Source organism: Flavobacterium sp. (assembly GCF_013822155.1).
Lineage (GTDB): Bacteria > Bacteroidota > Bacteroidia > Flavobacteriales > Flavobacteriaceae > Flavobacterium.
On record NZ_PNJW01000030.1, the window covers coordinates 1 to 24,114 of the forward strand.

Sequence of the window (24,114 nt, forward strand, 5' to 3'; positions counted from 1 at the left end):
GTGAAGCCTACAATGGATTAGGTGATGTAAAGAAAAAAGAAAGTTATTTCATCAAAGCTGAAAAATTATTAAAAGAAAAAAAAGGATGAAGTATTTTCTAGTTTTATTTTTACTTGTATTTTCAACCGTTGGATGTAAATCAAAAAAAGGACTATTTGAAGGAAAAGCTTCAAAAGATTTGGCGACGTTAAAAATAATTGAAAACCATTATGAATTAAATAATGATTATTCTACCGTTTATATTCGGGCAAATGCAAAATACAAAGACAATAAACAGTCATTGGGTTTTTCTGCGGAAATAAAGATTCAAAAGGACGAAAAAATATTAGTAAGCATTCGTTTTCTTGGATACACTATGGCAAAAGGATTAATTACGCCAACGGAAGTAAAGTATTATGAAAAAAATGGAAGCAATTATTTTGAAGGAGATTACACAACCTTAAGTAATTGGCTGGGTACTGATTTAGATTTTTATAAAGTTCAGAATATGCTTGTCGGACAAGCAATGGACGATTTACGAAAAGGAAAATACAGTAATGCAATAGAAGACCGTTTTTATAAACTGGAAGATACAATTGACAAAATGAACAAAAAATCATTCTTTTTTGAATCTTCTAAATTTTTATTAAAGAAGCAGGAAATTGAGCAAGTGGCCAAAAACAGAAAACTCAAAGTTTCCTATCCTCATCATAAAGAATACAAAGAGGCTATTTTGCCATTAAATATATTGATAGAAGCTTTACAAGACAATCAAAAGAACACAATTTCGTTAGATTATAACACAGTTTCTTTTAACGAATCATTATCTTTTCCATATAGTGTTCCGGAAGGATATGATAGAATTTACATAGAAAATTAAATAGCAACAAATGACTAAGTTTTTTTACACATTTCTTTTCCTACTTTCAATTTCCGGTTTATGGGCACAACCTGCCACACAACAAAAACTGGAAGAAAGAAAGGCTCAATTGTTAGAAGAAATCAGAGCAAATGAACGAATGCTGCAGGAAACTAAGAAGAAAGAAAAATCAGTTGTTGCGGTTATTCAACAGCAAAATGCAAAAATTCAATTGCGTGAAAAATTAATAAGCACTACAGAAAAACAAGCAAAATTACTGAATGATGATATTTATACGAATCAACTAAAAATAAACAAACTCAACAAAGAGTTAGAGGTTTTAAAGGAAGATTACGCCAATATGATTGTAAAGTCTTATAAAAGCCGTTCAGAACGAAGCAGAGCCATGTTTTTGCTTTCATCACAAAACTTTATGCAGGCTTATAAAAGAGTTCAATACATGAAGCAATATGCCGGTTATCGAAAAAGCCAAGGAGATGAAATTAAAGTAAAATCGACAGAGTTAGCTGTTTATAACGAAAAATTAGCCGGACTGAAGATTGAAAAAATAAAAGTTATTCAAGAACAGGAAAAGGAAAAACAGGTATTGGTGAAGGAAAAAAAGGAACAAGAAGTTTTAGTTAATTCCATTAAAAAAGATAAAAAGAAAATTATTGCTGAAATAAAAAAGAAACAGCAGGAAGCAAATGAGATAGATAAAAAAATCCAGCGTTTTATTAGAGATGCTATTGCTGCAGAAAATAAAAAAACAGCTAAAAAAGCAGGCCCTAAAACAGTTTCTACCGGAACTTCAGCCACAAAAATTGTTTTAACAGAAGAAGGAAAAATAGAATCCGATAATTTTAAAGCGAACAAAGGCAAATTGCCGTGGCCGGTTGAAAAAGGATTTGTTTCTCAAAAGTTTGGCAACCAACCCCATCAAATTCAACCTAAACTAATTGTACACAGTAATGGGGTAGAAATTACAACAGAATCCGGTTCATCGGCTAGAGCCGTTTTTGCCGGAACAGTTTATTCTATTCAAATTTTATCTCCCATTAATACACTTGTAATGATTCAACACGGAGATTTTATAACCGTTTATCAAAACCTTAGTTCCGTTTCAGTTAAAAAAGGGGATAAAGTAAGTATTAAACAAACGATTGGTAAAATCCGAACAAATAATTCTACCGGAAAAACAGCTTTAAAATTTTCAGTACTACAAAATGATACGTTCTTAAATCCTCAAAGTTGGATTTATAATATGTAAAAGTGAATTTAAATTAAAAAAGCCAAACGATTTATAAAAAGTGTGGCTTTTTTTATTCTAAGTCAAAACTATACAAACAATGCTTTTAGTTCTGTTGCATCATGAGGTTTCAACTTGCCGGCTAAAACTAAACTCAATTGTTTTCGTCTTAAAGCAGCTTCAAAACGTTGTTTTTCTAATTCTGTTTGCGGGTCTACTTGAGGAACGGCTGTTGGAGAACCGGTTTCATCAACAGCTACAAAAGTATAGATTGCTTCATTTGCTTTACTTTTAATTCCAGATTCTCTGTCTTCAATCCAAACATCTATAAAAATCTCCATAGAAGTATTAAAAGCTCTTGAAACTTTTGATTCTACAGTGACAACACTGCCCAATGGAATAGCTTTGTTAAAGGCTACGTGATTAACGGAAGCAGTTACACAAATACGTCTGGAATGTCTTCTGGCAGTAATACTGGCAGCTCTGTCCATACGGGCTAATAATTCGCCTCCAAAAAGATTGTTTAATGGATTTGTTTCACCCGGCAAAACGATGTCTGTTAATGTTGTAATAGAATCAGAAGGAAATTTTGGTTGCATACTTTATTTTTTTACAAAGGTAGAAAAACCAAAATAAATCATTGAGGAAAGAGTAGGTATAAAAAAAGCTTCAGTTATGAAGCTTTAAAATCAATATTTTGGGCAAAGGGTTTATTTTTCTAGCTCTAAAACCAACATCCACGCGTCTTTATTATGCGTTTCTTTTATGGTTTGTAAAGCAAATTTAGCTTCTTCTATTGTAGCATAGCTTCCATACAAAATGGGATATAAACCATGTTTATTTGGGCTAATTTTCTTGGCTTTGTAACCTAAATCCAATAAAGATTGGAGGGCTCTATCGGCATTGCTGATTTCTTTATAGGCACCGGCAACAATATGATATTGATAAGAATTAGGTTCTTCTTCAACCGTCAAAGTAACGGAAGGAATTGGGTTTTCAATAAAAAAAGTTGCTTGTTGAATTTTATTTTCTACTTTTTGTTGAACAGCTTTTTCTACTAATAAGGTTTCATTTGCAATTTTCTTTTCATACCATTGGTTTCCAAAAAATCCTGCCATACCAATACCAAAAGCAAAAACAGCTGCATATTTCATCCACGAAGAAGTTCTTTTTTCAGGAGTGAAAAGAATGGGTGTTTTTTCTTCTAATTTTTCAACTTCTTTTTTATAAACTTCTCGTTTAATTTTTGGAGAAATAAAAGAGGTTAAGCCAAAAGAATCCGTTGCATAATTTAAATTGTCAATTGGTTCAAAAACCAAACTATTTTCACTGTTTAGTGATAGTTTTCCAATATTTTTAAGCGTCAGAGTCTCACTTTTTTGAATTGAAAATTTCCATGCGGTTACTTCTTCTTCAATCAAGGCAACAGCTTTGTCATAATCTATCTTTTCACAAAGTGATATGTGATTAGCTAAAAGACCATCATTATTTTTCAAATGAAAATTAAATGACAATACTTTTTTAGGAGGATAAAAGGTATTAGTATCCTGAACTAATTGAGCAGAACGGTTTTCAGTTAAAAAAGCACCAAATCCTGGTACCGTTACACATTGGTAGCGGTACAATAATTGGGAAATGTGTTGTTCTATTCTCATCACAACAAAGAAAAAATATTCAACTCCCGAATCAAAATTTTACACACAATTTTTATTAACAATTTACCAAAATTTGATAACTGTTTAATGGTCATAACATTAAATTTTATTCTTTTTAAATTGAAATAGGATTTAATCAATTAGGGAGAAAAAATTTAACAAAAAAGCTTTCAAAACACACAAAAAATATGTTTCTTTGATTTTCATTTATACGCCATGACGACATCAGAATTATATTTTACGCTCGCGTTACTGCAAGTAGAAGGAGTAGGTGACATAGTTGCCAAAAAACTCATCAACCACTGTGGCTCTGCCGAAAAAGTGTTTGACACCAAAAAGAATAAATTGTTATCCATTGACGGAATTGGTGAAATTTTATTAAAAAATCTTTCCGATAAAAGTATTTTTAAGTTGGCTCAACAAGAAATCGACTTTGTTGAACAAGAAAAAATAGCTTTTCATTCTTTTTTAGACGAAAAATATCCGGAGCGATTAAAACATTGTATTGATGGCCCGCCAATTATTTTTTCGTCGGGAAATATAGATTTGCGTGCTAAACGAATTATTAGCATAGTAGGTACGCGAAAAATAACGAGCTACGGAACAGAATTTTGCAAGAAACTTATTGAAGATTTAGCTCCATTAAACCCTGTTATTGTAAGTGGTTTTGCTTATGGTGTAGATATTATGGCTCACCAAGTTGCGATGGAACATAACCTGCAAACAATAGGTGTTTTAGCTCATGGACTAAACCAAGTATATCCCAAAACCCATAAAAAGTACATTTCAAAGATGGAACTAAATGGCGGATTTTTAACGGAATTTTGGAGCACTTCTAATCCTGAAAAAGAAAATTTTGTCAAAAGAAACCGAATTGTCGCAGGGATGTCAGAAGCAACTATTGTTATTGAAAGTGCCGATAGAGGAGGTTCATTAATAACAGCTACGTTAGCCAATGATTATAACCGCGATGTTTTTGCAGTTCCCGGAAGAATAACCGATAAATACAGTCAGGGATGTAATAATTTAATTAAAACACAACGTGCACATTTGCTTTCCTCTGCGGCTGATTTAGTATATATTTTAAATTGGGAATTGGAAAATCAAAAGACTAAAACAATTCAAAAACAACTGTTTGTTTCATTGGAAAACGAGGAACAAAAAGTATATGATTATTTAGTTCAAAAAGGGAAAGAACTTATGGATATTATTGCTTTAGAATGCGAATTTCCAATCTATCAACTATCCTCCATTTTGTTGAACATGGAGTTAAAAGGTGTAGTTCGTCCGTTACCGGGAAAATTGTTTGAAGCGATTTAATTATTGTACTTTTTCCCAAACGACTTCATATTTTGCATATTGATTGTTTTCAATTGCCTCGAGTAGGTATATTTTAGGAAAGAGTTCGTTGATGTTTTGTTTGAATTCCATTTCTTCTTCTCGAGCTAATATTTCCTCTATGGTTACTATTTTATATTGTGAAACAATGGCTGCATCAATGGTTTCAAATTTATTCTTCATCAATTCAAAAACAAAGATGTTTCGACACAAAATAAATCGCGTGACATTAACTTTTCGATGCCTTTTTTGGGTATAATTCAGTTTGATTTTTTTGACAGGAACTTTTGTAACAGGATATTGACAAGTTGCAGTAGCATCTTGGTTGAATAAAATATATACAGGTTGATTGTTTTGGCAAAAAACAGTTATACAGCTAAATAAAAACAACAGTAGTAAGGTTTTTTTCATATTATAAAAATCCCAGTTTTTGTCTAACTCTTTTCAAAACACCGTCAGCAATCTTACTCGCTTTTTCAGCTCCCTCAGCTAATGCTTTGTCAATTTCAGGAAGATTGTTCATGTAATATTTATATTTTTCTCTTTCGGTTTTAAATCGATCAGAAATTAATTCATACAAAGCTTGTTTAGCATGTCCATATCCATAATTTCCTCCCAAGTAATTTGCGGTCATGTTTTTAATTTGTTCAGGCGTAGCGACTAATTTATAAATAGCAAAAACCTTGCAAGTTTTTGGGTCTTTGGGTTCTTCTAACGGTTTGCTGTCGGTTTCAATTGACATAATTTGTTTCCGTAATGCTTTATCATCTATAAAAATATTAATTATATTTCCCCGTGACTTACTCATTTTTTGTCCGTCAGTTCCCGGAATATACATGGTTTCTTCTTGAATTTTAGCATCGGGCAACACAAAGGTTTCACCCATTTGGTGGTTAAATCGTGAAGCTACATCTCGGGTAATTTCTAAGTGTTGTAATTGATCTTTTCCTACCGGAACGACTTCTGCATCATATAATAAAATATCAGCTGCCATGAGCATCGGATAAGAAAATAAACCGGCATTAACATCTTCCAATCGGTCGGCTTTGTCCTTAAAAGAATGAGCCAAGGTTAATCGTTGGAATGGAAAAAAACAACTCAAATACCAAGACAATTCAGCTGTTTGCGGCACATCACTTTGACGATAAAAAACAACTTTATTAATGTCTAAACCGCAGGCTAACCAAGATGCCGCAACACTATATGTATTTTCGCGTAAAGATGAACCATCTTTTATTTGTGTAATGGAATGTAAATCAGCAATAAATAAAAAAGATTCATTTTCGGGTTGATTAGCCATTTCGATGGCCGGTAAAATCGCACCTAATAAATTACCTAAATGAGGAGTGCCTGTGGCTTGTATTCCAGTGAGTATTTTTGACATAATGCTTGGTATATAATCTGCAAAGTTCGCAAAGTTTTCTAAAAAGGTTGCAAATTTAAGGGGTTAAATATTTTTTGAAAAGAACAAAGTTAGTTATATGATTTAATATTTACATTGCTTTGCTTACATTTGGCTTCATGAAAATTTTTAAAATTCTATTTTGGTTGCTTTGGCGAGTGTGGTTTTATATCCTTATAGGTGTAATCATAGTTGTTCTTTTTCCTTTATTATTTGTTTCTATTTTGAAAGAATCATGGTATCCGTTCTTTTTTAGATTAGCTCAAGTATGGGCTAGAGGAATTTTAATTGGAATGGGATTTTATACAAAAATAGTACAAGAACAAAAATTTAAAAAAGGGGAAAGCTATATGTTGGTGGCTAATCACACCTCAATGGTTGATATTATGTTGATGTTAGTTGTTGCAAAAAATCCTTTTGTTTTTGTGGGAAAAAAAGAACTTTCTAAGATTCCATTATTTGGTTTTTTCTACAAAAGAACTTGTATTTTAGTGGACAGAGAGAATTCAAAAAGCAGATTAGCCGTATATGAACGAGCTCAAAAAAGATTAAATCAAGGACTCAGTATTTGTATTTTCCCAGAGGGAATGGTACCCGAAGACGAATCCATTGTCTTAGCTGATTTTAAAGACGGAGCTTTTCGTTTGGCTATTGAACATCAAATCCCTATTGTACCAATGTCTTTTTTAGACAATAAAAAAAGACTTTCTTACACAATTTTTAGTGGTAGCCCAGGAATTATGCGAGTTAAAATGCACGAATTTATCTCAACCCAAGGGTTTACCGTTGATGACAAAAAAGCTATACGGGATAAAGCTTGGGATGTAATTCACAAAGAATTAGTGGCTTCTGAAAAGGCTAAATAAATTTTTCTTACTTTTCTTTGCTAATTTCACCATTAAAATTTTTCATCATGTTGTGATAAGTCTAAACCAATTATTTCAGACTCTTCAGAAACTCTTAACGGTATAATAAAATTAGTGATTTTATACAATACTATTGAACCAAAGAAAGTGAATCCTGCAACTAAAATTAAGGCCGCCATGTGATGGCCAAAAACTAACCAACCTCCGTGTAACAAACTTGCATTTTCTCCTTCAGCAAAAATGGCGGTTAAAATCATTCCCATTATTCCTCCAACGCCATGACATGCAAAAACATCTAAAGTATCATCGATAGATTTTAATTTTTTCCAATAAAGCATTTTATTTGACACAATTGCGGCAATAAACCCAAAGAATATACTTTGAGGAATACTAATAAATCCCGCAGCAGGAGTTATCGCCACCAATCCAACAACGGCTCCTACACATGCTCCAAGAGCAGAAACTTTTCGTCCGTGAAGGCGATCAAAGAAAATCCAGGTTAACATAGCAGAGGCGGAAGCCACGGTTGTGGTTGCAAAAGCCATCGCTGCTGTAGCATTGGCTGATAAGGCAGAACCGGCGTTAAATCCAAACCAACCAAACCATAACATTCCTGTTCCTAAAAGTACAAACGGAATATTGGTTGGAATATGGTCACTGTTTTTACGTTTGCCAAGTACAAGAACACCGGCTAAAGCTGCAAAACCGGCACTCATATGAACAACAGTTCCGCCCGCAAAGTCTTTCACTCCAAAATAACTTCCCAACAGACCATTCGGATGCCAAACCATATGACACAACGGGGTGTAAATAAACAGTGTAAACAGACAAATAAAAAGCAAATAGGAAATGAATCTAACTCTTTCTGCAAATGAACCGGTTATAATTGCAGGAGTTATAACAGCAAATTTCATTTGAAAAAGAGCAAATAAAATAAAAGGAATTGTAGAAGCCATTTTGGCATGTGGCAAATGACCAACTTGATCAAAAAAGGCAAATTGGAAAGGATTTCCGAACAGACCATAATGTTTTCCGGCAATACTAAATCCGATAGAATCTCCAAATGCTAAGCTAAACCCGACAATGACCCAAAGTAAGGTAACAACTCCCAAACAAATAAAACTTTGTAACATGGTAGAGATTACATTCTTTTTCCCGACCATACCACCGTAAAAAAAGGAAAGACCGGGTGTCATTAGTAATACTAAACAGGATGAGGTTAGCAACCAAGCCACATCAGCAGCGACAATCGTATCTGCTGAATTAAAAGTTGAAGATTCGATTGCTTTTGTTGGCGACCAAAATAATCCACTAATGGCTATAATACTAATTATAACAAATGAAATTACCCATCTTTTTTCTATTTTCATAATACACCCTATAAATTATAGGGTAAAAATATAAAAAATCTATTAAAATTAAAATTATGCCCCACAAATAATCAAGTAAAATATTTTTTTAAATATTTTTCAGTTTTTTTATAAAAATACAGAAACAAAAAAAGTGAGACCTAAGTCTCACTTTATATTTATAAAAAAGAATACTATTTATTCTTTTCGTAATTTCAGAAACACGATTTCATTTGTTTCGGTGTCAGTATAACTTAGGTTGATTTCTTCATAAGTTAATGTGACAATAGTTAGAACATGTTCCACTGAAACTCCTTCACTATCTACATAGGTTAACACAATTTTATTGTTTTCTACTATATATGAACCGGTTGTTTGAAAATTTTGACAACTTGAATTAATGAATTCAAAATCATTTTCTTCAAAGGTTTTATTTTCATTTAAAACCAAGTTATCATCTTCACAATCGGTCGCATTAATATAATCTTCATAAACGATTGTATTATTTGAGTTGATTGTACCAATTTGATTTACATACCATTTTCCAAGCACATAATTTTCTTGTACAAATGTTGTATCATCATCTTCATCGCATGAAATGAACAAGGCGAAGATTGACAAAAATATAAGGGATACTTTTTTCATGTTATAGGGACTAATTATTCTCCGAAAACTTCAATATTATCAACCTGATAGGTAGTGGTAACACCGGTTGCAGAACCTTCATATCTAAAGGCGACGTATACATTACCATTAATTCCGGACATATCAATATTTCCTGAACTATAAAAAGTGGAGGAATATGAAGTATCTTGAACATTTAAATTAACATTAAACTGAGTCCAAGTAGCGGCATTAATGGCAGCTGCTGTTCCGGAACCATCATAATCTGTAGAATACCAAACTGAAAGAGCAATTCCATTTGCGAATCCGGTTTTGTATCCAAAACGTAAAAATTCAGCGGTTGTATTATCAAGATTTATTGCAGAAGTAATTAAGCGAGTATCTACATTATTTTCACCTGTTCCAAAAGCAGACATTTGTGCATATTTGTTTCCGCTGAAAATTCTAGCTTCCCATTTTTCAGCACCTGCATTCATTGAAACATTAGACCAACCCGGTAAAGCAACAAATTGATTATTTCCTGTAGAAGTAATACCTTCAAAAGTTTCAGAGAATAATGGAGCTAATCTTTCTCCTGTTAACTGAATGTCTCTTTCAGTTCTGGCAACAAATTGATAATCTGTACCATATTTAGTCATTACACCTCTTACTTTTCCTCTTCCAGTTGCAACTGGTTTTCCGGCATAATTAGCAAAACTACTGGTTCTGAAGATTACAGAATTTCCATCAGCATCAACTAACAAATGATTTGTAGCACCGCCTAAATCATTATTTGGATCATAATAAGTTGTAGTAATTGCAGCATCAGAAAACTGAACGGCATCAATGTCAATTAAAGTATTGATTACAGCATCATTTTTAGCTTGAGCAACGGTCAAGGTTTTTACTAAATCACTTTCAGGAACGATAGTACAAGAACGGCTTAAGACAGTTTTATATAATGATTCAGAAAGTCTTCCAACAGAAGGAACATTAGAAGAATTCACATAAATTCCACCAATACGCATTCCACCATTACTAACATCAGTATATAAGTCTTTCATTTTAATGAATACTTTTCTACCCGGTTCAAAATTGATAAAAGTAGAGGTAACATCAACAGGAACGCTGAATGCTTTTGAACCATCTAAGGTTTGCATAGAGATTGATTTGTAGAAGTTTCCTCCTTCATCACTTGAAGTAACATAGGCTTCAATGATATCATCAGCCAAATATTGAGAAATATTGGTTGAAGCAGGAATTTGAGCTACTTCTTTCGTTTTTTGCAACGTTGAATCCATACATTCCAATGTAGGAACTGCATAGTCATCATCGTTCACACAGCTAGTGGTAAAACCTGCTGCAAGAGCTATAAATAAGATGGATTTTAAAAAATTAGTTTTCATAGTATTTTTAATTATAAGTTGATGTAAAAGTTAACAAAATAGGTTCTTCCGTAACCATAAAAATATTTTGGAGCGAAAGATGGCGTTCCACTTGAAACGTCTTGATTTAATTCTCTGTAATTAGCATTTCTGGCTTGTTCAAAACCACCTGTTTTGTACGTAACGTCAAAAATGTTATTGATTGAAGCAAAGAAACCAACGGTATTTCTGTTTTTATTGCTTATTCTCCATGATTTACCGCCTACAAGGTTTACTAATGTAAAGCTATCAAATTTTTCTTGTTTTAACAATTCTCTAGCTCTTTCTTCTGTTGCTTCAGGAAAAGCATAACCATTAATGTCTGCTGGATTTCTAAAGAAATTATCTGTTCTCATTAAAGCAGAAACGTCTAAATAATTATCTGCTAAATAGTTCACATTTGCTCCAATCCACCAGAATTTAGGGTCTCTATATTCCATACCTAAGGAATAAGCTTGTTGAGGTGATCCGGGGATTTTATAATCTTTTAATTTTGATTCACCTAAATTTACCAAAGGAGGTAAATTATTTACCGCATTGGCATCTACATTTAAATAGACGTTAGGATTGTTTGCATAAGTATATTGTCCATACGCAGCAGCACCATTTACTTTAATTGTAGAAGTGATTTGATATTCTAATCCAAATTCTCCGCCAAATTGTAATTTATCCATACCTGTAACTAATTCTGCCACAAAAGCATCTCCGCCATCTCCTTCAGTATCTTCTAAAGCACCTTCAGCAAAAAAGAAAGAAGTTTCCGTTGCATTTTGAATTTTAGAATAATATCCTGTGATTTTTGCTTTTAATTTTGGTGTTCTAATAATATAACTTAAATCAGCACTGGAAATTGTTTCACTGTCTAATCCGTCAAATACAAAATTACTTAAACGTGCATTTGGAAAAGTACTTCTCAAAGAAGGTGCTTTGGTCATATAGACACCGTTAAAATTAATAAAATGTCTACCGGTAAGTTTGTAAGTCAATCCACCTTTAAATCCAAAATTATCAAAAGCAATTTTTTCACTATCGCCATATGAATTTGTTGGATAAATTCCGTTTTTATAAAGACCTTCTCTTTGGTATTCAGAACGTGAAAATTCTTGAGCTACATAGAAATCAATTTTTTTGAAAGTAAATTTAAATTGAGTAAAAGCTCTTAATACGTTAGCATATAAGTTATAGTTGTAACCGTATTTATCGCCTTCAACTACTTTTCTGTCCGGATTATTTAAATCCGACTGAGAAGCATCACCATCTTGAAAATTATCGATATCGTCAAAATAAAGACCACCTAGTAAATCTTCTAAATATTGATAGTTATTTGAATTTAATCTTGTGTAAGAAGCTCCACCATTAAGTCCAATATTATCGCTTAATTGAGAGTTTAGTATTGTATTAAATGTCCAAGTTTTGTCATCTGTTCTGTCTTGATACAAAACATACTTACTTCTTGCTTTTTCACGACCGATTTCCTGATTATTTTCATCAACAATAGGAATAGAATTAGCTAAATACATGGAATCCCAATTAATCTGACGTTGATTAAAGAAATTGGCATTTGTAGCTCCAACTAAATCAGGTGTAAAAATACCACCCAATCCACCAGGTTGATAAGCAGCAGGGTCTTGTTGCATTACTTCATCCGGATTATTGTTGTACAATGATGAAAAATAACTTGGTAAATTTCTATAATAAGTTGGATCAGGATTTGTTACATCTTGAAAGTCTAATCTAGAATTCGCGATAGAACCAAATTGATACGTTACGTTTGAATTTAATTTAGTTTTAGGACTAATATTCCAATAATGACTTAACATGAAAATAGGTTCTTCTAAATCTTTATCTCTTGAATTTCTTTTTTCACCGTCTTGGTAACCCCAATAAGAATTATATTTTTCGCCGGCAATACTAGTTACTTCATTCGTATTCGGAGAATTTTTCCCTCTACTGTTTTGAGCGTAAATAGAAGTAAAGTTTAAACTATGACTATTATTGATTTTTTTCTCAATACTGGCAAAAACTGAATTTGCGGAATAATCTGTTCCTTCAAAATAACCTTCTTGTGCAAAGCGTCTTGATGCTGAAATAACAAAAGCCCAACCGTCTTTGTCCATACCAGAAGCATAAGTACCCATCATTCTCCAACTGTAATTGGTATTAGTTCCAGAAAAAGATAATCTGGTTCCTGGTCTGTAGATGGAAGCTCTGGTATAAATTTGTTGGGTCCCTAAAATTCCACCAAAAGTGTGGTCAGAAGCTGCAGAACCCATAGTGAAGTCTTGGTTTCTAGTGGCGTCATTTAAACCTCCCCAATTTCCCCATTGTGGTCTGTTATCATAAATTTTGTTCATAATAACTCCATTTATCATAGTAGTACCATAATCGTTGTCAAGACCTCTAATTCTAAATCTTGCCTGACCCCAATTGAATGCACTTGCTTGTTGAAATACATCACGCGTTGCTTGCAGAAGTCCAGCGGTGTTATCAGAACCACTATTATCATCTCCCAAGTCTGATTCAGTAATAGTGACTAGACTTAACTGTTGTTCAGTAGTAATGTCTTCTTCAAGAGCAATTACTCCTAAATCTAAAGTTTGCCCAGCTACGACTTCAACGGATAATAATTGTTGGAGGTAACCCGTGCTTCTAACTAAGACCAAATGTTCTCCAACAGGTACATTTTCAATACTAAAAACACCTTGTGCATCAGTAAGTTTAATTAATGTTGTGTTTTGGACTGCAACAACAATACTCTGAAGAGGTTTTTGAGTTTTAGAATCAACGATTTTACCTGTAATACTAGATGTTTGTTGTCCAAAAACTACAATCACTTGCATCATGAGTAAAATACTAAAAACTAGTTTTTTCATAAAAAATATAGAATTAATTTACGTTCGTTAAGTTAATTATTTCTTAACAGCCCGCAAATGTACATCTTTTAATAATATTATTTACTTTTGGTGCGAAGTTTGTAATAAACTTGATAGTAATTTAATATACAATTTATGAAAATTAAACAGTTAATCGCTGTTTTTGTTGTGATTTTCGCAATAAACAGTGTCATTGCCCAAGACAAAAAGTATAAAGTGCATACGGTTGCGTTTTATAATCTTGAGAATCTATTTGATACAAAAGACGATCCTAATGTTTTTGACGAAGAATATACCCCGGCACAAGGATGGACGAGTGATAAATACCAACAAAAATTAAAAAATCTTGAAAGAGTTCTTTCAGAAATTGCAGTCAACGAAAAACAAGCTAATTCTCCAACAATCATAGGTGTTTGTGAAATTGAAAACAGAGGTGTTTTAGAAGATTTAATTAAAACACCTAAATTGTTAGCTAAAGATTACGGAATTGTACATTATGATTCTCCCGACGCCAGAGGAATTGATGTTGGGTTTTTATATCAAAAGAAACATTTTACTCCAACAAGCTCAGCAAATATCCCATTAATCATAACTAATTTTGATGGTAGTGGAAAAAGGGTATACACGCGGGATCAACTTTTAGTTACCGGATATTTAGATGGAGAAGAAATGCATTTTATTGTTAACCACTGGCCTTCCCGTTCAGGAGGTGAAAAAAGAAGTAGTCCTTATCGTGAAGCTGCTGGAGCCTTAAATAGAAAGATAATGGATTCTTTATTAAAGATAAATCCCAATGCAAAAATTATTACAATGGGCGATTTGAATGATGGATCTTATAATAAAAGTGTAAAAAAAGAAATTGGTGCCAAACTAAAAAAAACAGAATTAAAAGAACCTGGCGATATTTTCAATCCTTTTGAACAAATGGCAAAAGATGGTAATGCCTCTTTGTTTTATCGTGATTCCGGTGATATTTTTGACCAAATTATGGTTTCACAGCAATTTGTATTGGAAGATTTTTCAACCTACCAATATTGGAAAGCCGGCATTTACAATAAACCGTATATGATTCAGCAAACCGGACAGTATAAGGGATATCCCTTGCGAAACTCTCCTTCTGAACCGGGTTTTAGTGATCACTTCCCGGTTTATATATACTTGGTGAAAGAATATAAATAAATGTAAAGCCGATTCATTTCGGCTTTTTTTATTTTATAACTTTACAATTCTAAAAGTTTATCTAATGGCTACACAAAAACCATTCAATCTAAATAAATGGATTGAAAAAAACCGTCACTTGCTTAAACCACCAGTTGGCAATAAAAATATTTATGTTGATTCCGGAGATTATATTGTGATGATTGTTGGCGGACCGAATGCCCGAAAAGATTATCATTACAACGAAACTGAAGAACTTTTTTACCAACTTGAGGGAAAAGCCAAAGTGATTATTCAAGAAAATGGTGAACGAAAGGAATTCAAACTCAATGCCGGTGACATGTATTTACATCCTGCAAAAACACCTCATTCCCCTGTACGAAGCAAAAACTCCATTGGTTTAGTTATCGAAAGAAAACGTGCCGGAAAAGGTTTTACCGATGGACTACTTTGGTTTTGCGAAAACTGCAACCATAAAATGCATGAAGTTTATTTTGAATTACACGATATTGAAAAAGATTTTCTTCCGCATTTTAAGCATTATTATAACTCCATTGAATTGCGAACTTGCAATAAATGTGGTACAGTAATGGAAACCGATCCTCGATTTGTAGCCAAATAATTAAAACTTCGAATCAGAGGCAAGAATGGAGACAATGATTTGTTGAATTTTTACAAAAACAAATTATAAGTTATTTTTAGCCAACATTTTTCATTTGAAATAGGAGATATGAAAACATTGGACAGAATGAAAGCTGTTTTCAAAATCGAAATATTTCGGTATCTTCGCAAAAAAATATAACAAAAACCTTTAAAAAAGTTATAATGTCAACAATCGCACAACAATTCGGCATGACCGAAGCTTTAGCAATATTAGGTGTAAAAGCCATTAACGAAGGAACTTCAACCGGAAATAACCATTTTGCAAATGGAGAACTATTGGAAAGTTATTCGCCTGTTGATGGTCAATTAATTGGAAAAGTAAAAACAACCACAGCGGCTGATTATGAAAAAGTAATGCAAACAGCAACTGCTGCATTCAAAATCTTCAGAGCAATGCCTGCTCCACAACGTGGTGAAATTGTTCGTCAATTTGGAAACAAATTAAGAGAATTGAAAGAGCCTCTTGGAAAATTAGTTTCCTATGAAATGGGTAAATCACTGCAAGAAGGCTATGGTGAAGTGCAGGAAATGATTGATATATGCGATTTTGCCGTGGGTTTATCGCGTCAATTAAACGGACAAACAATTCCTTCTGAGCGACCAGGTCATGTTATGCGAGAACAATGGCACCCTATTGGCGTGGTGGGAATCATTTCCGCTTTTAATTTTCCGGTAGCGGTTTGGTCTTGGAATACTGCTTTGGCTTGGATTTGTGGCGATGTTTGTGTGTGGAAAGCATCCGAAAAAGCTCCATTATGTTCTATCGCATGTCAAAATATTATTGCCGGAGTATTAAAAGACAATAATTTACCGGAAGGAATTTCTTGCATCATTAACGGCGATTACAAAGTTGGTGAAATGATGACTACGGACACTAGAATTCCTTTAATTTCTGCAACAGGATCTACCAGAATGGGAAGAATCGTTGGAACTACGGTTGCTCAACGTTTTGGAAAATCATTATTAGAATTAGGAGGAAATAACGCTATTATTATCACACCAACTGCCGATTTAAAGGTAGTGGTACCCGGAGCCGTGTTTGGAGCTGTTGGAACTGCCGGACAGCGATGCACGTCAACAAGAAGATTAATTATTCATGAATCAGTTTATGACAAAGTGAGAGATGCAATTGTTGGAGCCTATAAACAATTAACAATTGGTAACCCACTCGATCAAAAAAATCATATCGGACCTTTAATTGATATAGATGCGGTAAATACCTATTTAGCAGCCATCGAAAAAGCGAAAGCGGAAGGTGGAAAAGTATTAGTTGACGGAGGTGTTTTGAATGGACAAGGTTATGAATCCGGTTGTTATGTAAAACCGGCCATTATTGAAGCTGACAATCATTTTGAAATTGTACAGCACGAAACATTTGCCCCAATTTTATACCTTATGAAATACCGTGGTGAAGTTGAAAATGCAATTGAATTACAAAACGGAGTTGCACAAGGATTGTCTTCTGCCATTATGACAAATGAATTGAAAGAAGCTGAAAAATTCTTGTCATTTTCCGGTTCAGATTGTGGAATAGCCAACGTAAACATTGGAACTTCTGGAGCAGAAATTGGCGGTGCTTTTGGCGGTGAAAAAGAAACCGGTGGCGGACGTGAAAGTGGCTCTGATTCTTGGAAAGTGTACATGAGAAGACAAACGAACACAATCAATTATTCTGACCAATTACCTTTGGCTCAGGGAATTAAATTTGATTTATAACTACAAAATGAATATTTAGAAGCCCTGCAAAACTCAAACTTTGCAGGGTTTTTGTTTTTAAATAGATGATTTAATAACTTTAAAATTAAACAGTAAAATAAGTAATAATAATCATCAATAAGTATAGGGTTATTTTATGAATATTTGTACTTTTGTTAAGTATCTGTTAAAGATTATATCTTATAAAAGGTTTGTAATCAAGTTAAATACAGATTTTTATTTTTTCATTTATTTCTTTGAAAAATTTTAATCCTATGAAAAGAAAACTAATTAGTACAACCGCACTTCTGCTACTAGTACAGGTTGCCATTTGTCAAACATCTTCCAACCCCCCGGAAAAAAAGAGACCCAATATTGTTGTCATATTAGCAGATGACATGGGTTATTCAGACATGGGCATGTTTGGAAGCGAAATTAAAACTCCTAACTTAGATGCATTAGCCTCTAATGGAGTTCGTTTTACAAACTTCTACACACACGCCAGTTGCTCCCCCACAAGGTCTATGTTACTGTCGGGGCATGATACGCACATCAATGGTTTGGGGAACATGGATGAGTGGACCGCCCCCAACCAGATGGGTAAAGAAGGGTACGAAGGGCATCTGAGCACCAGCTTGGTAACCTTACCTCAATTGATGAAAGATGCAGGTTACCACACCTATATGGTTGGCAAGTGGCACCTGGGTAAAGCACCAGACAAGATTCCCGCCGCACGTGGCTTTGAACGAGATTTCTCATTGCTGGACGGGATGGGAAGCTATTGGGACATGACCAATATGACAGCACTCAATCATACTTCAGTTTTTACAGAAGATGGAAAATACCTGACCAAACTTCCTAAAAACTATTATGCTACCGAGACTTATACTGATAAAATGATCAGTTTCATTGATGAGGGAAGGAAAGATGGCAAGCCTTTCTTTGCCTATGTCTCTCATCAGGCTCCCCATGATCCTTACCATCTTCCCAAAGATTGGAGAAACCGCCATGTGGGTGAGTATGACAAAGGCTGGGACATGGTCAGACAAGAACGAATGAAAAAACAAAAAGAACTTGGAATTATCCCGACAGAAACCCAGTTGGCAGAGCGGATGTGGTTTGTTCCTGATTACAACATTTTGGCACCTGCAACTAGGGCACTGATTGGGAAGAAAATGGAACTATATGCAGGTTTGGTTGAAAACCTGGATCATCATATCGGAAGATTAATTCAACACCTGAAAGACATCGGAGAGTATGAAAACACCATCTTCATCGTATTTGGTGATAACGGTGCAGAAGGTACCGATTTGGGAGCTATGATAGGTGGCACTCCCGGCACTCGCGATTATCTCTATTTTGCCTCCAAATGGTCCAACAACCATCCCAATGCATGGGGAGAACCAAACTCGTATGTGGGCTATGGTGCAGGTTGGGCACAGGTATCTATGACTCCTTTCAGTCAATACAAAGGCTATATGGCCGAAGGCGGCATTAGAAATGCATTGGTAGTAAGTGGCCCAATGAACAAATTGCCGAATGGTAGCATCAATCACGGCACCGTGTTCGTGGCAGACATTATGCCCACCTTGCTTGAAGTAGCCGGTGCAAACTACCCCGAGAACTTTAACAACAAGGCACAGCCTAAATTAATGGGTAAATCCTGGCTCCCTGTGCTGAATGGGCAAGCTGCATCTCCACGAACGGATAAGGATTACATCGCCTGGGAAGTTTTCGGTAACCGTGCTGTAAGACAAGGCGATTGGAAAATACGCTGGGAGATAAAACCGTTTGGAAAGTCGGATTGGGAATTGTTTAACCTCGCTCAAGACCCTGCGGAACGCAATGACTTAGCTGCCCAAAATCCTGATAAGCTTAGAGAAATGTTGGTACTTTGGGATAAGTATGTGAAGGAAAATAATGTTATTCTACCCAATCGTACTGTTTTTGAAAACATGGAAGATCAATTACCTCAACGATTCCCTGTTCAAGAAGGCTATCCTCCGATTATCAATATCAGACAATTTATGCCACCTAAGGACATGATGGCCGAACCTAAAGAAATAAAGAAAAACTAAAGAAAAACTAATCATGAAAAACCATATAAAGTTTATAAACATGCGTACAGGTAATTTTTCGATAGCTTTGGTTATAGTGATGCTTTGTGTATCGATTTCCACTATGGCCCAGGGAGACGGACCCCGTTTTTACTGGAAAGGTTTAATGGGAACTAATGCAGTACCTTTAATTACTTCATCAATGGGAGGAAATTCAAATCCATTCGACCCATCAAATCAAGTTATCCCTGGATCCAACTTTGAAGCCACAATGACCATGGCAGGATATGCAAAAATGTTGCCTCTTTTTAAGCGATCCGCATTGGTTTCAGTAATTATGCCAATGGGAAGATTGACTAGTGACGTATCAATTAATGGTTTAGACTTTAGCAATACGGCTAGAGGTTTTGGTGACCCTATGTTATTGTTAAGTGTAAATTTAATAGGTGCAAAGCCTCAGATGAATATCCCTGATGCACTTCGTTATCAACCTAAATTTTCTCTAGATGTTCTAGCCTCTTTAGCCGTTCCTATTGGAGAATACGATAGTTCAGTTCCTATAAATATAGGTCAGAATCGTTGGTACGGAAGAGTCGGAATGCCTATAGTTTGGCAAATTGGTCCATGGGTTCCTGGGAAAAGAACTACTTTGGAGTTTTTACCAGCCATTTGGATGTTTACGGATAATACTGATTTTGTTGGTAAAACAATGAAAACAGAACCCATGTTTCAATTAGAAGGACATGTAACCCATGATTTTATGGAACATTTATGGGGATCGTTGGATGTTATTTCTTACAGTGGTGGAAAAGCAACAATTGATGGTGTAGAAGGAAGTCAACTTAATAATGTGGGAGTTGGAGGTACATTGGGATATAAAATTAATGACAACATGCAATTGAATCTTTCCTATTCCTCTACGGTTGACGATCATAAAACTACGGATTTACAAATGGATGGATTTCGTTTCACCCTCATTTATGGATGGCATTCATTGGTAGAAGGAATGAAGCGTTTGAGTGGAAATGATTGATATACTATAATCAACAAATTTGTAACTTTTAACAGAAATGTATTGGCAACAAAGGTTTCAACTTATCTTTCTACTAATACTTTTTGGTACAATTTCAACAAAAAGTTTAGCCCAAGATTCTTCTAAAGAGTTTTGGCCTGAACTTGATGTTTGGTATAAACTAACCCCTTCATGGCGAGCTTCTGTTTTAATCCCTATATCAAGAAATATTGAAACAAATTATCGCGAAGGGAGTTTTGTATGTCAAATGGATTATTCGTGGGGAAAACCCAAACGTATTATTTTTATGCGAATGTTAAACGATGAGGAAGCCGAAAGAATTAAAAATAAAATGATTCGGGGAGGCTATTTAACAGGAGTCAGTTTAGATGATAAAGGACAGACCTATTCGGAAAACACAGTTTTTACAGAATTCCATTATCGTATTCCGGTAAAAGGTTCTTTTTTAATTACGCATAGACTGCGTGCCGATTTACGATGGTTGGGAAGTGAAAATGAATTTTCTCAAAGGTATCGCTATCGATTTATGATTGAAAAAGAATTTAGAGCTAAAAAAATTTCATTCGTTCCCTACTTCAATGCAGAAACTTTTTATGATTCTCGCTTTAATACAATTAATCGGTTTCGAGGAATAGCCGGAACCTCGGTTTCATGGTCCAAACATTTTGCAATTGAAGGGAATTTTACTTATCAATATGATTCAAAATCATCTGTAACAAATATTTATGCAACTAATTTAATCTTGCATATTTATTTCGAAACGAAAGCAGCTTCAAAATAATTATTTAGTCTTTTTTACGTATTGAGTCAAAATATAAATAGTTTGATTTTCAACCCGTCCTTCAATTAAATTAACATCATCCCAAACCAATTTGATGTTGTGAACAGCAGCTCCTCGTTTTGCTGTGAAATTGGCTCCTTTCACATCTAAATCTTTAATCAAAACAACTGAATCGCCATCTTTCAATATGTTTCCGTTTGAATCTTTGTGAATAATTTTTCCTTCATCTTCATCTCCTTCATTGGTGGATTTTGCCCATTCTAAGGCATCTTCTTCCAAATACATCATTTCAAGTAAATCGTGATTTTTTAATCGGGCTAACATTCTCCAAGAAACAATTTGTACCGGAAGATTTTCGTTCCACATGCTTTCATTTAAACCTCTCCAATCTGCTGCGTTTGTGGTTTCCGGATTTTCTATTTGGTCTTTTAAGGTTTTAGTAATTAATATACTGTTTTCTAGACTTTCCTCCGTTTTAGGAGCTACGGTATAAACTACTAAATCGTCTTCAATTCCACTAATTTCACATTTTGAACCGCTTCGGTCATGTAATTTTTTTTCGATGATGCTCATTTGAAAATTTGATTATAGATTGAAAGAAGCACCAACGCTAATTTGAAATTGGTTATTCAATTGTTCATAGCCAACAGGATCACTATTGTATTTAGCAATTGGAAATCCAACTTCAGAAAACACACCAAATCCATCCGAAAAGAAATAGCGAATACCGGCATGTGCTCCAAAATTTCTTAGGCCAATATTTAAACCGGGATAAATATCAATTGCTTCAGGTAATTTCATGACACTTCCAATATTAGCACTAAAACGTGCTTTGATGTCAAATTCATCTTCAAATTTAGAAGCATCTCCATCAACACCTAAAAGATAAACAGTTTGCAAACCGATTGACATATTTTCTCCAATTCCACGATCATAAAATAAAGTAATTCCTGATGCGTGATCTTGAAAGTTAGCACCAACTTGAAATTTTTGATCTCCTTTTCCGCTATAAGCTTGTGCATTGGCTAAAAATGCACTTAAAATAAATCCAAAAGTGAATAATTTTTTCATATGTAGATAATTGTTTTTATAAAAGTCATAAGGAATCGCTTTATTTTTTATGGGTGTTTGCTTACGCAAACGTGTTGTTAATAGCGATTTCATTGTTATAAAATTTTTGCAAATGTAATCATTTCAATTTTAACCCGAAAACACTAATTTCTTCCTTTTTCATTAGGATATAATTGTGGCAAGGGTTCACTTTGCCAATATTCTTTAGTTTTCACGTTTAAAATTGTTAATGGGCCAACAAATGCCGCACCGGTATCAATGTTCCAAATACAGGCCTTGTTGATTGGAATTGTTTCGTTTATTCGTGTTGTTGGTGTATGGCCAATATAGATTTCGTCATATAATTTGAGACGTTTTGGATAAAAAATACTGTCTTTAGAAAGGGTAGGATTTAAACTTAGTGCTGTTTCCCACAACGTTCTATCCCAATAAAATAATTTCGGAAAATATTCAAAATCAATTCCGTTCATGTTGGTAAAACCGGCGTGAATAAAGAGTCTGTTTTGGTCATCAAGATAATAATCTTTTAATCCTTCTAAAAATTCGATATGTCTTTTTCGTTCAACAGCAGAAACCTTTTGATAACAATCGATAGTTGATTGACCGCCGTGTTTAAACCACTCTTGATGATAGGAATTTGTTTTTAGATAATTCAACAATAAATCATCATGATTGCCTCGTATGAAAATACAGTTTTGTTTTTTATCTAATTCAATTAAAAAATCAAGCACTTGGGGTGATTCGCTCCAACCATCGACAAAATCGCCTAAGAAAATTAAAGTGTCTTCTCTTGTGACTTGGCTTCTTTCCAACACTTGATGTAAAGCCCGAAGACCACCGTGAATGTCGCCAATTACGAATGTATTAGTCATTGTTTTTATCATATTTCATTTTTCTCAAAATACGTAACGTTTCTTTAAAATTTACATAAACCGATGCATTTTCAGTTGCTTTTAGTAAAGGTTTGGCATCAATTAATTTTTGTTTAGCGTCTTCAAATCCATTCAAAAAACAAATCATCAGCGTAGAAGGTAAATTCAACAAATCTCTTTTTTCTCTTTCAGATAAGGAAATTCCTTTGTGCAATTTCTGCAGCAAAGATAAGTTTGAATTGTAAATATGAAACATCATTTTTCGATTGTATTGAGGCGGTTCAAATAAAAAGAAAGTTTCAATTTTGTAATAACCGTTGTCAAAAAAGGTCAGGGTTTGCTTTTCTAGCGGATAATAACTCGTTTTGTCATTCAATCCTAACGGAACATATTCAGTAATCGAAAAAGTTTTATCATCATATTCTATCGTCACTTCGTCAAAGGCGGAATAAAAAAGTTTTACTTGCTCATTAATTAATTCAATATCCACTCTGGAAAAAAAGGTTTTATCGCGTACTTTTTTCTTATGACCGGCCCAACAAACGACAAAAAGTTCTTTGAAAACATGGTAGTTGGTAGCCATATCTTTATGTCGGTTATTTAAAAAATCTAAAACGCCTTCCAGGGTGTGTGAAATACTGTTTCTCGAATTATTTTCAATGCCAATTACTGTTTCAGTGTTCAATTTTGAAAAGGGGACTTTATCCTCTGTGGGGATAGAATTACTGCCTCTTCGAATAAAAACGGTACGAGCCGGAGTGGTGTGAATTCCTTTTTTAAAAAAGGAAACTTTGGAATTTGCTTTTATGGTAACCAATCCCACTACTTTATCTTTTGGTAGGTTTGGAAAAGGAACATTTTCATATTGAATTTTAGGAGGATTTTCTAAATAAGCATTCACTAAATTTTGAATACGACTATCATCAAAAAAATCATCTCCTGTAATCTCATTATCCTGATCTTCTACACCCACAACGATATACGAATTGTTGGTTGGGTTAGAATTAGATAATGCACAAATATGTTTTAAAAATTTTGCCTTCCCTTCTTTGGAATGCAAATTTAACTGACGCTTTTTATCATAGAAACTACTCTCATCGTTATGAGCCAAAAGGTTTTTGATAAGGAGGCGTTTGTTGATCATTTTTAAAGTTACGGGTTAGAAAGTTGCGGGTTACGGTTTGCGA

Annotated in this window: 22 protein-coding genes; 10 read left to right on the forward strand and 12 right to left on the reverse strand. The window is 34.1% G+C overall.

All coding sequences use genetic code 11. The features are described from left to right. Nucleotides 1-85: 85 nt before the first annotated feature. A complete protein-coding gene (locus C0512_RS08865) occupies nt 86-859 on the forward strand; it encodes a DUF4292 domain-containing protein (RefSeq protein WP_290860702.1) in 774 nt (257 codons plus the stop codon). 10 nt (nt 860-869) lie between these two features. Then, the gene (locus C0512_RS08870) at nt 870-2,108 is read left to right on the forward strand and encodes a peptidoglycan DD-metalloendopeptidase family protein (protein WP_290860704.1); all 1,239 of its coding nucleotides are present in this window, start codon (nt 870-872) and stop codon (nt 2,106-2,108) included. 68 nt (nt 2,109-2,176) lie between these two features. Here the strand turns inward: C0512_RS08870 and C0512_RS08875 are convergent, their stop codons facing one another. Next, nucleotides 2,177-2,686 (reverse strand): acyl-CoA thioesterase, encoded by a 510-nt coding sequence (locus C0512_RS08875; protein ID WP_290860706.1) that lies wholly within the window; start codon nt 2,684-2,686, stop codon nt 2,177-2,179. A 111-nt stretch (nt 2,687-2,797) separates the two neighbouring features. Beyond that, complete coding sequence (locus C0512_RS08880) at nt 2,798-3,742, reverse strand: SPOR domain-containing protein (RefSeq protein ID WP_290860708.1); 945 nt, start codon at nt 3,740-3,742, stop codon at nt 2,798-2,800. A 216-nt stretch (nt 3,743-3,958) separates the two neighbouring features. On the opposite strand from C0512_RS08880, the gene dprA reads away from it, so the two are divergent. Further along, complete coding sequence (dprA, locus tag C0512_RS08885; RefSeq protein ID WP_290860710.1) at nt 3,959-5,062, forward strand: DNA-processing protein DprA; 1,104 nt, start codon at nt 3,959-3,961, stop codon at nt 5,060-5,062. Nucleotides 5,063-5,135: 73 nt separating this feature from the next. On the opposite strand, the gene C0512_RS16020 is transcribed toward dprA, so the two are convergent. After that, complete coding sequence (locus C0512_RS16020; RefSeq protein ID WP_367160783.1) at nt 5,136-5,192, reverse strand: hypothetical protein; 57 nt, start codon at nt 5,190-5,192, stop codon at nt 5,136-5,138. 300 nt (nt 5,193-5,492) lie between these two features. Continuing rightward, nucleotides 5,493-6,464 carry a tryptophan--tRNA ligase gene (gene trpS / locus C0512_RS08895; protein WP_290860713.1) on the reverse strand — a complete coding sequence of 324 codons (972 nt, stop codon included), beginning with the start codon at nt 6,462-6,464 and terminating at the stop codon, nt 5,493-5,495. A gap of 137 nt (nt 6,465-6,601) precedes the next feature. Here trpS and C0512_RS08900 point away from each other — a divergent pair, with 137 nt between their 5' ends. Beyond that, entirely contained in the window at nt 6,602-7,348 is a 747-nt protein-coding gene (locus C0512_RS08900) for a 1-acyl-sn-glycerol-3-phosphate acyltransferase (RefSeq protein WP_290860715.1), read from the forward strand. Nucleotides 7,349-7,380: 32 nt separating this feature from the next. On the opposite strand, the gene C0512_RS08905 is transcribed toward C0512_RS08900, so the two are convergent. From C0512_RS08905 to C0512_RS08920, 4 genes are all read right to left on the reverse strand, one after another. Further along, nucleotides 7,381-8,718 carry an ammonium transporter gene (locus C0512_RS08905; RefSeq protein WP_290860717.1) on the reverse strand — a complete coding sequence of 446 codons (1,338 nt, stop codon included), beginning with the start codon at nt 8,716-8,718 and terminating at the stop codon, nt 7,381-7,383. 177 nt (nt 8,719-8,895) lie between these two features. Then, nucleotides 8,896-9,342 (reverse strand): lipocalin family protein, encoded by a 447-nt coding sequence (locus C0512_RS08910; RefSeq protein ID WP_290860719.1) that lies wholly within the window; start codon nt 9,340-9,342, stop codon nt 8,896-8,898. A 14-nt stretch (nt 9,343-9,356) separates the two neighbouring features. Then, entirely contained in the window at nt 9,357-10,706 is a 1,350-nt protein-coding gene (locus C0512_RS08915; RefSeq protein ID WP_290860721.1) for a DUF5689 domain-containing protein, read from the reverse strand. Nucleotides 10,707-10,717: 11 nt separating this feature from the next. Continuing rightward, nucleotides 10,718-13,597: a carboxypeptidase-like regulatory domain-containing protein gene (locus C0512_RS08920; RefSeq protein ID WP_290860723.1), complete on the reverse strand. Its 2,880-nt coding sequence runs from the start codon at nt 13,595-13,597 to the stop codon at nt 10,718-10,720. Nucleotides 13,598-13,732: 135 nt separating this feature from the next. On the opposite strand from C0512_RS08920, the gene C0512_RS08925 reads away from it, so the two are divergent. The 6 genes from C0512_RS08925 to C0512_RS08950 all read left to right on the forward strand — a co-directional run bounded on the left by C0512_RS08925 (nt 13,733) and on the right by C0512_RS08950 (nt 20,984). After that, nucleotides 13,733-14,776 carry an endonuclease/exonuclease/phosphatase family protein gene (locus C0512_RS08925; protein WP_290860725.1) on the forward strand — a complete coding sequence of 348 codons (1,044 nt, stop codon included), beginning with the start codon at nt 13,733-13,735 and terminating at the stop codon, nt 14,774-14,776. A gap of 64 nt (nt 14,777-14,840) precedes the next feature. Beyond that, nucleotides 14,841-15,377 (forward strand): 3-hydroxyanthranilate 3,4-dioxygenase, encoded by a 537-nt coding sequence (locus C0512_RS08930; protein ID WP_290860727.1) that lies wholly within the window; start codon nt 14,841-14,843, stop codon nt 15,375-15,377. Nucleotides 15,378-15,580: 203 nt separating this feature from the next. Then, nucleotides 15,581-17,134 carry an aldehyde dehydrogenase family protein gene (locus tag C0512_RS08935; RefSeq protein WP_290860729.1) on the forward strand — a complete coding sequence of 518 codons (1,554 nt, stop codon included), beginning with the start codon at nt 15,581-15,583 and terminating at the stop codon, nt 17,132-17,134. Between the two features lie 254 nt (nt 17,135-17,388). Continuing rightward, a complete protein-coding gene (locus tag C0512_RS08940) occupies nt 17,389-19,191 on the forward strand; it encodes an arylsulfatase (protein WP_290860731.1) in 1,803 nt (600 codons plus the stop codon). 13 nt (nt 19,192-19,204) lie between these two features. Further along, nucleotides 19,205-20,203 carry a transporter gene (locus tag C0512_RS08945; RefSeq protein WP_290860733.1) on the forward strand — a complete coding sequence of 333 codons (999 nt, stop codon included), beginning with the start codon at nt 19,205-19,207 and terminating at the stop codon, nt 20,201-20,203. Between the two features lie 37 nt (nt 20,204-20,240). Continuing rightward, nucleotides 20,241-20,984 carry a DUF2490 domain-containing protein gene (locus tag C0512_RS08950; RefSeq protein WP_290860735.1) on the forward strand — a complete coding sequence of 248 codons (744 nt, stop codon included), beginning with the start codon at nt 20,241-20,243 and terminating at the stop codon, nt 20,982-20,984. Here the strand turns inward: C0512_RS08950 and C0512_RS08955 are convergent, their stop codons facing one another. The 4 genes from C0512_RS08955 to C0512_RS08970 form a co-directional block, all read right to left on the reverse strand. Further along, entirely contained in the window at nt 20,985-21,557 is a 573-nt protein-coding gene (locus C0512_RS08955) for an alkylphosphonate utilization protein (protein WP_290860737.1), read from the reverse strand. Between the two features lie 12 nt (nt 21,558-21,569). Beyond that, complete coding sequence (locus C0512_RS08960) at nt 21,570-22,055, reverse strand: DUF6646 family protein (RefSeq protein ID WP_290860739.1); 486 nt, start codon at nt 22,053-22,055, stop codon at nt 21,570-21,572. A 143-nt stretch (nt 22,056-22,198) separates the two neighbouring features. Then, entirely contained in the window at nt 22,199-22,927 is a 729-nt protein-coding gene (locus C0512_RS08965; RefSeq protein WP_290860741.1) for a metallophosphoesterase, read from the reverse strand. Beyond that, nucleotides 22,920-24,071 (reverse strand): ATP-binding protein, encoded by a 1,152-nt coding sequence (locus C0512_RS08970; protein WP_290860743.1) that lies wholly within the window; start codon nt 24,069-24,071, stop codon nt 22,920-22,922. The genes C0512_RS08965 and C0512_RS08970 overlap by 8 nt, the downstream gene beginning before the upstream one ends. Nucleotides 24,072-24,114 lie beyond the last annotated feature (43 nt).